Origin of the sequence: Niabella pedocola (assembly GCF_021044425.1) — a bacterium.
Lineage (GTDB): Bacteria > Bacteroidota > Bacteroidia > Chitinophagales > Chitinophagaceae > Niabella > Niabella pedocola.
In genome coordinates this window covers 651,570-668,416 of record NZ_JAJNEC010000004.1, presented here as the reverse complement: position 1 = coordinate 668,416, position 16,847 = coordinate 651,570, and the positions used below count along the sequence as shown (strand labels likewise).

The 16,847-nt window shown below is 46.0% G+C and carries 13 protein-coding genes; 11 read left to right on the top strand and 2 right to left on the bottom strand.

The genetic code is table 11. The annotated features are described in order from the left end of the window. Positions 1 to 7 precede the first annotated feature (7 nt). On the bottom strand, positions 8 to 328 hold the full coding sequence (locus tag LQ567_RS06700; RefSeq protein ID WP_231003447.1) for an ArsR/SmtB family transcription factor: 321 nt from the start codon (positions 326 to 328) through the stop codon (positions 8 to 10). A 140-nt stretch (positions 329 to 468) separates the two neighbouring features. On the opposite strand from LQ567_RS06700, the gene LQ567_RS06695 reads away from it, so the two are divergent. The 4 genes from LQ567_RS06695 (at position 469) to LQ567_RS06680 (ending at position 3,008) form a co-directional block, all read left to right on the top strand. Further along, positions 469 to 855 carry a hypothetical protein gene (locus LQ567_RS06695; protein ID WP_231003445.1) on the top strand — a complete coding sequence of 129 codons (387 nt, stop codon included), beginning with the start codon at positions 469 to 471 and terminating at the stop codon, positions 853 to 855. 446 nt (positions 856 to 1,301) lie between these two features. Then, positions 1,302 to 1,583: a hypothetical protein gene (locus tag LQ567_RS06690; RefSeq protein ID WP_231003443.1), complete on the top strand. Its 282-nt coding sequence runs from the start codon at positions 1,302 to 1,304 to the stop codon at positions 1,581 to 1,583. 52 nt (positions 1,584 to 1,635) lie between these two features. Then, positions 1,636 to 2,472 (top strand): RHS repeat domain-containing protein, encoded by an 837-nt coding sequence (locus LQ567_RS06685; RefSeq protein WP_231003441.1) that lies wholly within the window; start codon positions 1,636 to 1,638, stop codon positions 2,470 to 2,472. 77 nt (positions 2,473 to 2,549) lie between these two features. After that, complete coding sequence (locus tag LQ567_RS06680; protein ID WP_231003439.1) at positions 2,550 to 3,008, top strand: hypothetical protein; 459 nt, start codon at positions 2,550 to 2,552, stop codon at positions 3,006 to 3,008. Here the strand turns inward: LQ567_RS06680 and LQ567_RS06675 are convergent. Then, entirely contained in the window at positions 2,988 to 3,386 is a 399-nt protein-coding gene (locus LQ567_RS06675; RefSeq protein ID WP_231003437.1) for a DUF3592 domain-containing protein, read from the bottom strand. The genes LQ567_RS06680 and LQ567_RS06675 overlap by 21 nt on opposite strands. 1,365 nt (positions 3,387 to 4,751) lie before the next feature. Here LQ567_RS06675 and LQ567_RS06670 point away from each other — a divergent pair. The 7 genes from LQ567_RS06670 (at position 4,752) to LQ567_RS06640 (ending at position 16,810) form a co-directional block, all read left to right on the top strand. Beyond that, entirely contained in the window at positions 4,752 to 6,368 is a 1,617-nt protein-coding gene (locus tag LQ567_RS06670) for a beta-N-acetylhexosaminidase (protein WP_231003435.1), read from the top strand. Between the two features lie 3 nt (positions 6,369 to 6,371). Beyond that, a complete protein-coding gene (locus tag LQ567_RS06665) occupies positions 6,372 to 7,565 on the top strand; it encodes an SGNH/GDSL hydrolase family protein (protein WP_231003433.1) in 1,194 nt (397 codons plus the stop codon). After that, positions 7,558 to 8,850 (top strand): hypothetical protein, encoded by a 1,293-nt coding sequence (locus LQ567_RS06660; RefSeq protein WP_231003431.1) that lies wholly within the window; start codon positions 7,558 to 7,560, stop codon positions 8,848 to 8,850. The genes LQ567_RS06665 and LQ567_RS06660 overlap by 8 nt, the downstream gene beginning before the upstream one ends. A 407-nt stretch (positions 8,851 to 9,257) precedes the next feature. Further along, complete coding sequence (locus LQ567_RS06655) at positions 9,258 to 12,458, top strand: SusC/RagA family TonB-linked outer membrane protein (RefSeq protein WP_231003429.1); 3,201 nt, start codon at positions 9,258 to 9,260, stop codon at positions 12,456 to 12,458. Positions 12,459 to 12,476: 18 nt separating this feature from the next. Beyond that, entirely contained in the window at positions 12,477 to 14,363 is a 1,887-nt protein-coding gene (locus LQ567_RS06650) for a RagB/SusD family nutrient uptake outer membrane protein (protein ID WP_231003428.1), read from the top strand. A 32-nt stretch (positions 14,364 to 14,395) separates the two neighbouring features. After that, complete coding sequence (locus LQ567_RS06645; protein ID WP_231003426.1) at positions 14,396 to 15,613, top strand: DUF4959 domain-containing protein; 1,218 nt, start codon at positions 14,396 to 14,398, stop codon at positions 15,611 to 15,613. A gap of 30 nt (positions 15,614 to 15,643) precedes the next feature. Further along, positions 15,644 to 16,810, top strand: coding sequence for a DUF4998 domain-containing protein (locus tag LQ567_RS06640; RefSeq protein WP_231003423.1), 1,167 nt, complete (start codon positions 15,644 to 15,646; stop codon positions 16,808 to 16,810). Positions 16,811 to 16,847 lie beyond the last annotated feature (37 nt).

The window sequence follows — 16,847 nt, the reverse complement described above, 5'->3', positions numbered from 1 at the left end:
AGGTGAATTATTTACGTTTCTTTTTTTCTTTAACCAGAAAATTGTTTAATGCCAGCAGCTTATTATCCCAGAACACACTGTACTGGGCCACCCAGTCCTGAACTTCTTTCAGCTTGCCAAGGTTGGCCTGGCAAAAACGTTCCCGGCCCTGCTGCTGAATCATCAGCAAGCCACATTCCGAAAGTATTTTAATGTGCTTGGAGATTGCCGGCCGGCTGATGTTGAAGTTGGCGGCAACTGCATTCAGGTTCAATTGCTGGTGCGCCAGCAGGTGGAGGATCTCCCTCCGGGTAGAATCGGCAATAGCCTGAAAAACATCTCTTCTCATATTGTGTAACCTTTCGGTTACGAAATTATGTAACTTTTTGGTTACATAAAAATATTTTTTAGGATGACTGGGCCGGAGCCGGGAATATGAGAGAGAAATTAGTAAAGGAACTAAAATTAGTATATTTGGCTTGTTTGAATATGGAAAATAAAGTTGGTTATATTAGAAGATATTTATCCTATCTGACGTTATTGTTGGTGTCTGCCTACGCTGTCATAGTATTGGTGATTTTTAATATAACGGATGTTGGATATGAGATGTATATTGGCTGGTTATTGGTGATCCTAAATGGAGCTGTATATATAATTCGTTATAAGTATGGACTTTTTTTGACTGGTATTATTTTCCTTCTGTCAACTCTGAATATTGTTAAACTTTATTTTGGGAAGTATAATTTCAGTTTGTTTTTTTTATCTGGCTTGGATAGAATGGACACTCCTAAAATAGATGTTCGCTCTGCGTTCTTTTTCGGATTATATTTAATTATATATAGGAAAGAATTGTTTGGCGGAAAAAAAAGACTCTGATAAATGAAAATTTAGCTCCTTTTAGCACAGCCCTGATACGCAGCTAGGGTGGCAGACTGCTGCAATAACTGTTGCTTTTTATTGTCTCAGTTATTCTTTCATTCTGCTGGAAGAAAAATGCTCTTCTTGCGCAGGTCCGCGCAAAGACTTACGCAAACCTGATCTTTGCAATAATGATTTCGTGAAGGTGTTGATTTTGACGTTGATAATAAATGCATCATAGTTCAGAAAACCATTATACCTTGTCTCTGGTTTGGAACCAAGTTGGATCAATTAATACAGATAAATAAAACAGGATTGGAATATTACGTAAACGAGAATTGAAAATTATTTGATCCCTTCTGATGTAGGTCTGCGGCGGAGCGGGATATGTAGTAACTAGTCTGTGCCAGTCTATTGTTTGGCTGCTGCGGAGCATTATTGGTTCTTTTATATACCATAAGACATTGTTCGGTCTGTTGCTTGATGAGATTTCTCGCAAAGACCTGAACAAGAACATCACCTTTAATATCTTAAATTTACCACAGCGAATTGAAGTTGCCGGCAAGGGTACGGTCAGTTATCAATATGATGCAATGGGGAACAAGCTGAGTAGAACGGTCAATGAAACCGGCCAGGATCAGAAGGTGACAATCTACCTGGGCAGCATGATCTTTGAAAACAATGTATTGCAACATGTGGTCCCGATTGCTATCGGGAGAAGAGGGGCGGTTCTGTCCGAATGGTAGCATCTTTACGGCGGATTACTTCCTGAAGGATCATTTAGGTAATGTGCGGTCGATGATCAATGAGGATAAAACGTTGTTGGAAGAAACGCATTATTATCCGTTCGGGTTGACGATGAAAGGGATCTCGACTAGTGCTTCCAGAAACCTACACAATAAGGAAAAGACCTTCCAGAATCAGCAGATCGATGAGGAGCTTGATCTGAACTGGGTGCAGTTTAAATACCGCAATCATGACCCGCAGATCGGAAGGTTTATCGAAATAGATCCATTGGCTAATGATTATGTTTATAATAGTACTTATGCGTTCAGTGAAAATAAAGTTACTGCCCATATAGAACTAGAAGGGTTAGAGACTCTTCCAAGTAATAGCCCATGGGTCAGAGCTCTGATGCGAAATTCTGTGCAGCAGTCAATGACGAGAACTTCTGATGCTGCGGCTAAAGCTGGATCGGTGACAGTGACTTTGGGGCCAGGAATAGGAGTTAAAGCTAAGGTAGGGGCTGCTGAAGTTAAAGCAATTGCAACTGGTCCGCAGGTTGCTGTAACTGTGACTTCAGGTGGAAATATTTCTGGTGAGGGCAGTCTTGCCGGTGTCCATGTAAAGGCGGACACAAAGGTTGGATCGGCTCAAGCGGGGGCAGCTGTTGGGACCTTCACTATGAATGGCTGGGCCATAAAAACGAATGCTGTTCAAAGCGGAGCAGATGTACAGGTCGGTCCTAATAAAGAAATGAAAGATGGCAATACGGTTGTTGGTGCGAATAGTGATATATCCGACCAGTCGGTTTCGCTAACTGCTCAATTTGGAGTTGTTGGAGCTGAAATAAAAGCCAATGTGGTTGAAGCAGGAAAAACTGTAGTTGGATTTTTTGAGACTATGGTTAATTAGGCAACGGAGAAGGCAAAAGAGTATTTGCCTGAGAAATTTGGGGGGTATAGAACCTCTAGTCCTAAAAAATAAATAAAATGCGTAATTTACTTATCATATTTTTAGTTGTAACAAGCACTGGTTGTATAAATTCGTCAGAAATGAAAATATCTAAAGTAATAAATGAATCTGCGAATTTGGTTATAGAAAATTTCTTCAACGAGGTGCGCAGAACTGGGTCCTCTACGTCTATAAAAAATCTGTTAAGAACTAATGCCAATATTAGTTTGTCTGATTCCTCGACAACAGATTTAATAAAAAAATTTGACAGTATAAACGAATATTCTGGACAATATTTAAGCCATGAGAAAATGAAAGAGCGTTTTGTAGGCGATGATATTGGCGTGTATACATATATGGTTAAGTATGAGAAGAAGTTTTATCGATTTATGTTTATGTTTTACAATAATGGAGTATCCGTGCGATTGTATAAATTTCTCTTTGATGATAATATAGATATAGAATTAGAAGAATCTTTAAGATTTTATAATAATTAGTAACAAATATATTCCCCATAGCGAGCTCGCGATGCCGATTGCAATTAATATGTAAAGAGAGAAAGTATTGCTTTTAGATAGGATTATGAACTGTTTCGGGTTTTGATTATTATACAGTAGAGTTACTTTTTGCCCTGATTTATACAATCCAGGAAGCGTAAAAAGATCAGAAGTGCCTGTTATCCATTGGTTAGTATGAGTCAGGAATCTTACCACAGGAGTTCTTATGTTTAGGAAAGCATCTTCGTTTTGGGTTTCGAATATAATACCCTCAGCGGATGATCCTTTTTTTTTAAGAGTTTTGTATTTTTTTAAATAGGTTATTCCTGTGATGGAAGTAACAACGCCGGCCAATAAGAATATAAATGCTTCGATCATTTTATTTTTTAAGTATTAATGATATATAAGGCAAAAAGCTCATGACTAAATCTCTATTATTTTATTAGTTGAAGGATACTTAGAAGACTTAAATACATATTTTAAGAAATTGCGTGCGGAAGGCAATAAGCAGGAAAACAAAACTTTTTATTTGTCTTGCGAAAGGCTAATATATTTATACCTTTTTGATTACGAAAAGATTAGTGACGTTTTAAGTAAACTTCATGATCCTAGAACTATCTCAGTGGAGATAATATATAGCTTATAATAGACATCCTGTGCTTCATATTGCTCCAAGTGCTAATGCTAGTATATCTATTTCTTTGCTCGACTTGCATTAATTTGTTTTACCAATAATAATAATTTAAGTACAAAAAATTTTGTCAAAATTAAATAAACAGTTCGACCTAAACAATATAGACATGAGAATAAAAGCAATGTTTAGATAAAATGTTTTTTTCTGTGCAAATTCTGATCGGCGCAGGGTTATGGTGGAGCTGAGTGTGATAGCGGATCTGTGCTATTCTGATACATATTAACTAATTACGTTGTAGAAGCCATCCATTTCCTACGCATGGTCGTTACAATGTCTTCGATAAATAAAGGAAGTGCCCCTCGTGCGCAGGTCTGTAGCATGGCCAAGCCATTCTGGCTCTCCCTCGCGCAGGTCTGTAGCATAGCCAGGTGTGATAGCTGACCTGTGCTGGGTTGTTACTTGTTAGCGGCTTATCTTATTAGCCTGATCCATATGATACGCGTTGAGGTTGGTAAGCCTGTTCTTGCGCAGATCTGTACTAAATGCCTTGTTTTTTTGATCGTCCTGATCCTGAAATTATATCAATTTTAAGTACTGCTTATTCTTTGTGATCCCCCAGGCCTTTCATATAATCTGGTATTTTATCTCAAATTTTTTACTGCTGTCAATAGCCTGTTTTGCAGGATCGCTCTTTTTTAAAAGGAAGGCGGGCAGACGCCGGATGTTCCGGATGCGGAAGCGTGAAGCACAGCGGCAGGTTATGAAATCGTTTTCTTGATTTTGCCGGCCATCATGCTTATTGTTGTGATTCAACCTGAGATAAATTCTTGATGATCCCAAATTTCTGCAATTAATTTTCAACCGATCAGTACAGTGCAGGTTAGTTAAGAAAAAATAATGTGCTACATTCACGCCAGACAGGTGGAAAAGCAGATTTGAATGTGATAACGATTGCAAAGCGGAGCTTCTTCTATGTTCGACGGGATGCTTTCCCTGCCAGTGCCGGCAGTATGTATTGAGCGGAACTGGTTTGCAAAACATATCCGCTGCTAACGTCTGTTTCATCATACTGTATACGTAAATAACGACTGTTTTAAAATAATAGATATATGAGAGGATTGGTCCTTTATTTATGCCTGAATTTATGGGCTGCTGTGTTACCGGCGCGTGCACAGGATGCACAATTGAACCTGATTCCCCAACCCGCATCCGTTCAGTTAAACAAGGGAAGCGTGTTGCTGTCATCAATCACCACCGTTTATGTGGATGAGCGGTTCCGGATCGATACGGCCTATTGGGAAGGCGTGCTGAAAGAAACGGGGATCGGCTTAAAGTGGGTAGCGGCGCCCGAAAGCGCAACGATCAGTTTCCGGTTGCATGCGGGTAAGCTGCAGGCGAAGGACGAATCGTATACCCTTGAGATCCGCAACCGGGGCCGGACGCCGGAGGTGCGTGCGCTGGCCAATAGTGGCAATGGTTTGTTGTACGCCTTGCAAACCCTGCGCCAGCTGGTGCAGCAACAGGGCGCTGCAGAGCGGTTCCTCCCGGCTTGTACGATTTCCGATAAACCGGCGTTTCCCTGGAGAGCCTTTATGCTGGATGAGAGCCGCAATTTTCACGGCAAAGAAATGGTAAAACGGTTGCTGGATGAAATGGCCCGTTTAAAACTCAATACCTTCCACTGGCATTTGGTTGATGACCCGGCCTGGCGGTTGGAAATAAAGAAGTACCCGCTGCTTACCCGTGTCGCATCAAGGGGCAATTTCGGTCATATGGTTCATTTTCAAAATGCCGTAAGCCGCCTGGATAGCCTGTTCCTGGATCCTCCGGCACAATTTTATTTTCAAAAAGATATCCGGGAGATCGTGGCGTATGCGCATGCCCGGGGCATCGTGGTCATTCCTGAAATTGAAGTGCCCGGACATGCCTCTGCTTCCATTTTTGCCTACCCCTGGCTGGGCGCGAGCAGTAAGTTGACGGGTAACCCGGTGCATGGGGATTTGTATGATATCACAGATCCTAAAGTAGAGCAGTTCCTGCACGATGTACTGGATGAAGTAATGACGCTTTTCCCGGATGGAATTATACATATCGGGGGTGATGAAGCGGATTACCGGCGTTGGGAGGCTTCAAAACCCGTTAATGATTTTATGAAGGCGCACGCCATTCCAACGTATTCCGATCTGCAGGTATGGGCCATCAACCGGATGTCGCAATATATTGCCTCAAAGGGATACCGTATGATCGGATGGAACGAAATTACAGGCGATAATATACGGGAGGAGGCGCATGTAAAGGCCGGACAGTCGGAACAACTGGCAAAGGGCACACTGGTACAATTCTGGGACGGAAAAGTAGAACTGGTGAATAAAGCAATTGCACAGGGCTACGACGTAGTAAACTCAGACCGGCATTTTACGTACCTGGATTATCCGTATGAAACAACCTCCCTGGAGAAAGCCTATGCTTTTAACCCTGTTCCCGAGGGGATCGCCCAAAAAGATCAGCCGAAAATACGGGGCATCGGTGCCCAGATGTGGGGCGAATTTATTCCTACCAGCGAGCGGCTTTATTATCAAACCTTCCCACGCATTGCGGCTCTGGCCGAAACAGGCTGGACGCCGCCTGCGAAAAAGTCGTATCAGGATTTCAGGAAACGCCTGGTGCCTTTAGAGAAAATATGGACGGACAAGGGGTTTGTCAACCATCAGAAAGGAAAATATTAACCAATGGGAATGTATCGAAGCCTGTGCCTGTATGGCTGGTTCTTTTTATTTATAATGAGGGGCTCAGTCAGCGGTCAAAACAACCCGGGCGGCACCATCGTTTTATACAACCAGGTGTTCAGCACGGCTGGCAACGATCCGGATATGATCTTGCCGGCGTCGGGCGCCCGCTTTACCGAAAGCGGGTTGCTGCTGAACGGTAAAGGAGCGCTGGCGCGGTTAAATAAATACTATGCGCTTGCCGCGCGGCTGGTGCGTTACCGCGTGCGGTTTTCGGCGGATGCGGTTGCTGTATTTCAAAGTGATCAGCAGGATTTTAAAGCCCAGGTGGATATGGCGCATAAAAGCATCGGCATTGATACAAAGCCCCAAACCGGCAAAACGGTCGCCTTTTTAAACCCCAAACATGATTACCTGGTAGAAGTGCACCGCGATTACCAGACGGCGATGCTGAAACTGGTGGATCTGCATACCGGCGATACCGACAGTGTGACCGCAACAATGGATGGACAAGGAGGGGTGCGTGCGGGAGCAGCAGGTCCTGGTTTTTTTGTAGGACTTCAACATGATTATTATTGTTTTGGATTGGCAGAGGGCTCCGGCATCTGGATACAGCAATTGATGGTGCTTTCGAAGGCGTGCAATGTAAAGTTGCTGCTGTATGGCGATTCTATTACCGAGCCGGAAGGGTATTTTCCAACATCCGTTTTTTCTGCATCCTGGACGCAGCTGATCCGGCAGCAGATCCCCGGAACCGTTATCACCAGCGGCCGGGGCGGAACCACCATTAACGAATTGCTGATGCGTATTAAAAATGAGCTGCCCTTTGTGAAGGCCCGGTATGTGATGGTAACCATTGGCACCAATGGGGGCAATACCGAGGAAAACCTGGGTGCCCTGGTCGAATACATACGATCGCAGGGGGCCATACCCATCCTTAATAATATTCCGGCAAATGAAAGCGGGAGCCAGGTACCGGTCAATGCGGTTATTGAAAAAGTACGCCAGCGGTATAAGATCAAAGGCGCGCGGTTTGATCATGCAACCTCACTTGCTTTTGATGGCGCCGTGGTAGATAAAACCACGATGTGGCATGAAGACTACGACTTCGGCCAGATCTACCATCACCCGAATAAGAAGGGTTCAAGGCTGATGTACCTGCAAACATTAACGGATATACCTGAAATTTATGAATAACATAAGCGGGTTGATCCTGGCGGGCTGGCTCATGCTGTCGCTGGCAGCGCCGGCTCAAAAGAAGGTACGCCCCACATACCAGGTGCAACAGGTTCCCAATGGTAAAATTTATGTAATTACCCAAACAGATCCGAAGTATACGTTTGATTCGGCCCGTTATACGATATTCATCCCGGATAGTATGACCTCCCTTAACGGCGTCTTTATACATCAGCATGGCTGTACCATGGAAGGAACGGGCGCTGCTACTGCATATGATTTGCAATACCAGGCCTTTGCAAAAAAATGGCACCTGGCCGTAGTAGGTCCGGATCTGTATGCAGCAAACGGAAATTGCCATAACTGGCGTAACGGGGAATCCGGATCGGGAGCGGCCCTGATCAGGACCCTGGAGGCGATGGGGAAAATAACCGGTTATCGCCGGCTGTCAACGCTTCCCTGGTTGCTTTGGGGACATTCCGGTGGCGGCTATTGGGCTTTGTCGATGCTAAGAACGTATCCTGAAAGAATCCTGGCGGTATTTGGCTATTCGCCTGCGTTTGATCCGGCTGCATATCCTCCGGCCGCGTTCAAGGTGCCTGTAATGTTGCGGCATGCGGGTCCTGAAGGCGATGCCTGTTGCTGGCAAACATCCATAAGAGAATTTGGAAAACTCCGTTCGGGAGGCGGATATGCGGGCATCGCTTATACACCGCATCAAACCCACAATTACAGCTACGTACGCTATATGGCCATTCCTTTTTACGAAGCCATCCTGCAACAGCGGCTTCCACAACGGCCGGGAGGGCGTTATACCGCCATGCGCCCGGTTAACCCGGCCAAAGCATGGCTGGCCGATACGGTAAGCTATCATTTATTTCCTGCCGAAGCATTTACCGGTAACCCATTAAATGGGGCCTGGTTACCCGATTCGGTTACAGCTGCTAAATGGAAGGAATATGTGACCACCGGTACCGTTACCGATCGCACGCCACCACCGGCCCCTTATGGCCTGCAATTAACCGGCAGACAGGATGGAACAATGCTGCTTACCTGGAAGGCTGATGCGGATGTGGAGTCCGGGATCAGTCACTTTAATATATACCGCAATCATAGTTTGGTGGGTCGCCTGCCGTCAACAGGAACATATCAGCAGTTTGATACCAATGGCGACAATGCATATCCGCTAACAGTGCCCAAGATGGAACAGGTGCTCACAGAAACCGCTAACGATGTGAGTACGATTGCTGTAAGCACGGTAAACCTTTTTGGACTGGAATCTGCGCGGATAACCGTATCCCGATAAACGGTGATGTATAAGCCCGCTGCTATATAGTGCATTTTCCTAAGGGCTGGTATCGCACGGCAGCATACCTGCCGGTTAAAAATATGTATGCGGTGCTGCAACCGCTGCATACTCCGGAAATAATTAATGATATATATCCTATAATTTTTTTTGTATTTCAGTACAGTTCAGGACAGTAAGCTTATAGCGTTTATTTATTTTTAATCCATCATCTGAAAAACTTTTCAATAGGCAGTATAACTGAACGATTGTTTTGTTTGCGTGTGAAAAATTGCCGGCTTTTTCAGAATTTATTGTTGAGGAAACGATCATAGAAAATGCCATTTAATGCGGTTTACTTGTAGAGCGCGCAACAGCGTATGCTCCTGATAGACCATATCCCGAATAAATAAAAAATAAATCAAAACATGAAAATAAAAACCCTGCTGTGTTTTTCAGGTCTGAAACGGCTCATGCCTAGCCTGGTGCTCAGTTGTATACTGGTTGGTGTAGCAACAACCGCTGTACAGGCGCAGGACACCATTAAGGTGTTTGGTAAAGTAATGAATATAGAAGGTGCTGCAGTAGAGAACGCTTCTGTAAGTATTAAAGGTACTTCCAGGGGGATGGCTACGGATCAGAACGGTAATTTTTTTATTATGGCTGCTTCAGATAAAGATTCTATAGAAGTATCTGCGGTGGATTATAAGCCGAAGACGGTACTGGTACGCACCGGCAAAGAACTGGTAGTGGTGCTGGAATCGGATGAAAAGGTACAGGCACTTGACCAGGTAGTGGTGCAGGTAGGCTTTGAATCGCGCAGGAAAGAGCAGGTGGTAGGTGCGGTAACATCCGTTAACCCGGAAGAGCTGCGCATTCCCTCCAGTAATCTTACCACGGCGCTGGCCGGAAGGGTGGCAGGTGTTATTGGCTATCAGCGTACGGGCGAACCGGGCCGTGATAATGCGGAGTTTTTTGTAAGAGGGGTTACTACCTTTGGATATAAGAACGGTCCGCTGATTTTGATTGATGGTATTGAATCCAGCAGCACCGACCTGGCCCGGTTAACCGTGGATGATATCGCGGCCTTTTCCATTTTGAAAGATGCTACCTCTACCGCTGTATACGGAGCCAGAGGAGCAAACGGTGTGATTCTTGTAAATACCAAAAAAGGAAAGGTAGGCAGTGCGAAAATATCCCTCCGGGTAGATCAGGCATTTTCGATGCCTACAAAAAATATGGAACTGGCCGACCCTGTTACCTATATGAAAATGGCCAATGAGGCCGTGCTTACAAGAGACCGGCTGGGTACCATTCTCTATTCAGACGATAAGATTAACCGCACCGGGGAGCCGGGCTCCAATCCTTATTTGTATCCGGCCAATGACTGGCGGGAGATATTATTTAAAGATCATACCAGCAACCAGCGCTATGCCCTCAATGTAAGCGGCGGTGGTGGTGTGGCCCGTTATTTTGTTTCCGGAGCTTTAAACCAGGATAACGGCGTACTGAAAGTAGACCCGGTAAATAATTTTAACAGTAATATTAATCTTAAAAGCTATTCGTTGCGTTCGAATATTGATATCGATCTTACAAAAACCACCATGCTTACGGTGCGGTTGTATGGCAACTTCGACGACTATCGCGGGCCTATTTATAACGGAGAGGAGATGTACGGGATGGTGATGCGCTCCAATCCGGTTCAGTTTCCGGCCACCTTTCCAAAGGACTCGGCGCACGCTTATGTAAAGCATATTCTGTTTGGTAATAATGTTACGCGGAGCAACCGCGGCTCGCTTTACCTGAACCCCTATGCAGAAATGGTAAGAGGCTACCGCGATTGGAACCGCTCCAAAATGATGGCCCAGCTGGAAGTGGCCCAGAACCTGGGCGGGTGGATCAAAGGATTAAACTTCAGGGGGATGCTGAATGTGGAACGCTACGCCTATAACAGCATTACCCGTTCGTATAACCCCTTCTATTATGAAGTATCCAATTATGATCCGGTTACGCAAAACTATGCCTATAACGTCATCAACTCTTCGGCCAATCCGCAGCCGGTAGGGCCTATCGGAACGGAGTACCTGAATTTTACCCCCGGCGATCGTGAAGTGAATTCCAATTTTTATGCGCAGGGGGTATTGAATTACGACAACCGGATCCATGAAAAACATTCCATCAGCGGGATGCTGGTGGGCATTGTGCAGCAGCGGCTTAATTCCTCGGCCAGCACATTGCTTACCTCCCTGCCTTTGAGAAATACCGGGCTTTCCGGCCGGTTTACCTATGGGTACGACAGTCGCTATCATGCGGAGTTTAATTTCGGTTATAATGGTTCCGAACGGTTTTATAAAGATAAACGCTTTGGGTTTTTCCCATCAGGAGGTGTTGCCTGGACCATTCATAACGAGTCGTTCTTTGAAAAGCTAAGGAATACCGTTAATACACTTAAGCTGCGCTATACCTACGGTATCATCGGTAATGATGCGATCGGCTCACCGGACGACCGCTTCTTCTATTTATCGGAAGTGAATATGAACGCCGGGGAACGTGGATCCAGTTTTGGAAGGGATCTTTCCGGCGCCAGCCGCTACCTGCCCGGGGTATTGATTAAACGGTATGCCAATGAAGATATTACCTGGGAGAAATCATACCAGCAGAACCTGGGGCTGGAGCTGGGATTGTTCAATGCCATTACACTGAACGTTGATTTTTTCAAACAGCACCGCACCAATATTTTGATGACGCGGGCATTTATTCCCACTACTATGGGATTGTCTGCGCCCATCCGTGCGAACGTAGGAGAAGCGTCTTCACAGGGAATTGATGCGGCGCTTACCGTAAGTAAATCGTTCGATAACGGCCTGTTTTTGTCGGCGATGGGTAACTTTACCTATGCAACCAATAAGTACCTGGTAAATGAAGAGCCGCAGTATAAAGAAGCCTGGCGTTCCAAGGTTGGGCAGAATATTAACCAGGCTTACGGGTATATTGCCGAACGCCTTTTTGTAGATGACGAGGATGCGTTCAATTCCCCCGCACAGAACTTTGGCCGCCCGGTGCTGGGTGGTGATATCAAGTTCCTGGATGTAAACGGCGATGGGCGCATCACGGAGGCGGACCAGGTTCCCATCGGGTATCCTACGGTACCGGAAATCGTATATGGATTCGGACCTTCGGCATCTTATAAGGGATTCGATCTGTCGTTATTCTTCCAGGGACTGGCCAACGAATCGTTCTGGATCGATTACAGTAAGATCACGCCTTTTGTAGACGACCGGCAGGCGCTTAAAGTCATTGCGGATGATTTCTGGAGCGAACAGAACCAGCATATTTATGCCTTCTGGCCCCGCCTCAGCAATTTTGTGCATCCCAACAATAGTCAAACAAGCACCTGGTTTATGAGGAACGGCGCGTTGCTGCGCCTCAAAACGGTAGAGTTCGGATACACCCTGCCTCAGAAGCTTACCCGGAAAATACGTTCTTCAGGTGTCCGCATTTATTTTAGCGGAAACAACCTGCTTACATTCAGCAAATTCAAACTCTGGGATGTGGAAATGGGAGGCAATGGCCTGGCGTATCCCATTCAGAAAGTATATAACCTGGGTGTTCACTTCAATTTTAATTAACTGATTAAAATGCATATAATGAAAAAAATTGCCGTTAGCGTTTTTATAGGAATCATATGCTGTTTGGCTTCCTGCAAAAAATACCTCGACATTGTTCCTGATAATGTGGCAACACTCGATAACGCCTTTGCCATGCGCGGGGAAGCGGAAAAATATCTCTTTACCTGTTACTCCTATATGCCCGATGATGCGGTGCCCAATGGTGGTCCTGCTTTGTTTGGAGGCGATGAAATATGGGAGCTACCGGATATTAGCGAAACCAGTATCTACCGGCGTCTTGCAGAAGGCGATCAGAATGTGATCAGTCCCATCGGTGGTGATTACTGGGAAAACATGTATCGGGCGATCCGGGATTGCAATATTTTCCTGGAAAATATAGGACGGGTACCGGATATGGAGCCTCATGAAAAAAGACAATGGATCGCAGAGGTAAAAGTGCTTAAGGCTTTTTACCATTTCCTGCTCCTGCGCATGTATGGGCCCATCCCGGTGGTGCGGGCAAACCTGCCGATTTCGGCGGGTGTAAACGAGGTGAAAGTGCTTCGGGAACCGGTAGACTCCTGCTTCAGCTATATAACACAACTACTTGATGAAGCCAAGGAAGATCTTCCAAAGGTTATTGTAGATCCGCAGTATTATGGAAAAATAACACAACCGGTGGCGTATAGCCTGAAAGCAAAAGTACTCACGTTTGCAGCCAGTCCGCTTTTTAACGGTAATACCGATGAAGCCAGTCTTAAAAACCCCGACGGAACGCAGCTGTTTAACACCGCCTATTCCGAGGCCAAATGGCAGCGGGCTGCCGACGCATGCCGGGAGGCCATTACTGTATGCGAAGCCGCAGGGATTGCGTTGTATAAACATCCCAACGTAAAGGCCGCATTTTTGATCAGCGATACCACGCAAACCGAACTGAGTCTGCGGATGGCCTTTTCTGAAAAATGGAACTCCGAAATCATCTGGGCCAATACCCAAAGCTGGATCGACCGGATGCAGATCCTTGCGTCACCAGATTGGGATCCCAGTCCGCAGGCCAGGGTATGGATGGATAACCGGTATAATGCACCGTTAAAAATAGCGGAACAGTTTTATACCAGCAACGGCCTGCCGATTAATGAAGATAAGACCTGGGCGTATGCAGACCGTTATACCACCCGCCCGGCTACAGCGGCGCACCGCCTGTATTTAAGGAACGGCTTTACAACGGCCGCCCTTAATTTTAACCGCGAACCAAGATTTTACGCTTACCTGGGTTTTGACGGTGGCATCTGGTATGGACAGGGTAAGTTTAACGATAAGAAGGAGAATGAGCTTTATTGGCTGCAGTTCAAGTTGGGCGATCCGATTGGGAAGACCTCCGCCTTTAATGGCCCTGTTACAGGTTACCCAATTAAAAAATGGATACACCCCGATAATGTACGCAGCCCCTCCAGCTATACAACCATCCGTTATCCCTGGCCGCTGATGCGTCTTGCAGATCTGTATCTTTTGTTTAGCGAATGTCTGAATGAAGTAAAAGGCCCGGATGCGGAAGTGTTCCAGTACCTGGATAAAGTACGGACGCGGGCCGGTATTCCGGGAGTGCTTACGGCCTGGGCCGATTTCTCTTCCAACCCGGCAAAAGTAACAACCAAAAACGGTGTGCGGGAAATCATTCAGCGCGAGCGGTTGAATGAGCTGGCTTTTGAACAACAGCGTTTCTGGGACCTGCGCCGCTGGAAGCTGTCGCTTACGGAAATGAACAAAACCATTACCGGTTGGAATGTTTACGGTTCCACAGCCGAATCCTATTACCGGCCTACCAATATTTTTCAGCAGCGTTTTGGTGTAAAGGATTATTTCTGGCCCATATCCGAAAACAACCTGAATGTAAATACCAACCTGGTACAAAATATCGGCTGGTAACAATAACAACTGTAACATTTAAAAATTTATCAATGATGGAACGAAAATATCAGCTGTGGCTTTTGGCGCTTCTTTCGCTGGTGGTTCTAAGCTGTAACCGGAAGGAAGGCTATATAAACTATACCGATGCCAACCTGCCGGCACCGGCGCAAGTGCAGGATGTAAAGGTGATTCCCATGAGCGGCGGCGCTTATATCGTTTACAAGATACCGAAGGATCCCAACCTCAGGTATGTAAAAGCCGTGTATGAAACCTCGCCTGGTTCCAAATGGGAAGTAAAGTCCTCGTACTACACAGATACCCTGCGGGTGGAAGGCTTTGGTGGTACCGAGGAATATGATGTAAAACTCTACAGCGTGGGTAAAAATGAAAAAGCATCCGAACCCCTGGTTGTAAAAGTAAAACCCCTGATACCGGCCATTCAATCGGTATATGAAACACTGAGTATTGCAGGCACCTTTGGAGGGATCAATGTAAAACTGCAAAACCCCGAACGTGCCAACCTGGCGGTGGTGATCCTGCAGGATACCCTCCGTAATGGGAATTACAGTGAACTGACGACCTATTATACATCGGCAGACCGCGTTAACTTTTCCGTAAGGGGAATGGATACAACTTCGCGCAAATTTGCAGTGTTGTTAAGAGACCGCTGGAACAATAAAACGGTGCAGAAGGAAGCGCTCATAAAACCCTGGTTTGAAAAACAGATCGATAAGGGTGCCTGGAAGGCACTGGAGCTGCCGGGGGATAATTATGAGTATGTGGAAAATTATCCGTTACGTAAGATATTTGACGGCGGCTTTGGCTACTGCTGTCTTTTTGCCACCAGGAGCTATCAACTGCCGCAAACCTTTACCCTTGACCTGGGCCGGCCGGTGGCCATCAGCCGTATGCGAACCTGGCTGCATCCGGAAGGTGCTTACCAGGGATCGCATCCTAAAAATTTTGAAATATGGGGCGCCAACAGTGTGAATCCGGACGGAGATTATGTAGACCTTGAAAATAAGATCTACCGGAATAATTGGGTAAAACTGGGCACCTTCAGTTCCTTCAAACCTTCGGGTGAAGGACCGGTTACACCGGAAGACAGGGATTATGCCCTCAACAGAGGAGAGGAGTTTGAATTTGAGGCCGGGATTCCTACTGTAAGATACCTCCGTTTTAAAACATTAAATACCTGGGGCATTTCCAGCGGTCAAACACAGATCGTGATACAGGAGCTGACCTTATGGGGGCAGGACGGACAATAATCATTCTATTATAAAGTCAACTTGAGCAAAATGAAAATCAATATAAGCCTGTTCTTTGCGGCACTGTTGGTGATGGGAATTACCGGCTGCAAGAAAATGGATGATACGTACAAAAAATATGTGGTACCTGAAGGCATTACGTATGTAGAACGCGCCAAAGCGGTAAAAACCTACTCCGGGCTCAACCGGGTTAAGTTTACCTGGGCGGCGCCAGTGGATCCTTCGGTTGCGAAAGCCCGAATTTACTGGAATAATTTTGCAGACTCTGCGGAGTTTAAGATACCTGGTAATGCGGACAGTGTTTCTTATTTTTTGAATATACCTGAGGGCATGTATTCTTTTATTATTAAAACCTTTGATGATGCGGGCAGGCAGTCTGTTCCGGTAGAGGTGCAGGGCCGCTCCATTGGTGCAACATTTTTGTCGAATATGTTTAACCGCCCGCTGACGCAAAGCTTTGTAGACAATGCAAACGGAAAGCTGTTGCTGACCTGGGGCGGGGCCGATACGTATAACGGAAGCATCGGGCATGAGCTTACCTATACGGATGTAGCGGGTGCTCAAAAAAAATTATTTGTAGCTCCGGAAACTGCCGTTACCACGCTTGCTGATTATAAATCAGGTACGGATATGTCCTATACCACCTGGTACCGCGCTGATACAACTTCTGTGGATACGCTAAAAACGGCGGCGGCTGCTGTGCCCGGCAATACAGTAAGATACCGGCTGGATAAGTCTAAATTTAAGGAGATAAAACTGCCCGGTGATGCCAATATGGCCTGGGGGTGGGTAATGCCAAACATGTGGGATGGCAAAACCAACGCGGAGCCGGGCTTTCATACGGCGGATGCGCCTTTCCCCCAGCATATAACCTTTGATCTGGGCGTATCGGACTTTTCCCTGTATTCTTTCAGAACATGGCAGCGCCAGGGATATCAGTACCAGATCGGCAATATGAAACGGTTTTCCCTTTGGGGGAGCAATACCCTGGCTCCGGAGTGGGGCAGCTGGACAAAGCTCGGCGATTTTACTTCGGGTACGCATGTAATGGCGGAGGGTGAACTCTTCCTGATCCCGCCGGGGGCAGCGGCATACCGGTACATCAGGATACAGGTGCAGGAGCCCTGGGACGGAAAGACCGTAGGGGCATTCCACATTATGGAGATAGAGTTACTGGGCAATTTTTACAAGCCCTGATAATATGAAACGGTATATATAAAATAGCAGCATCGTT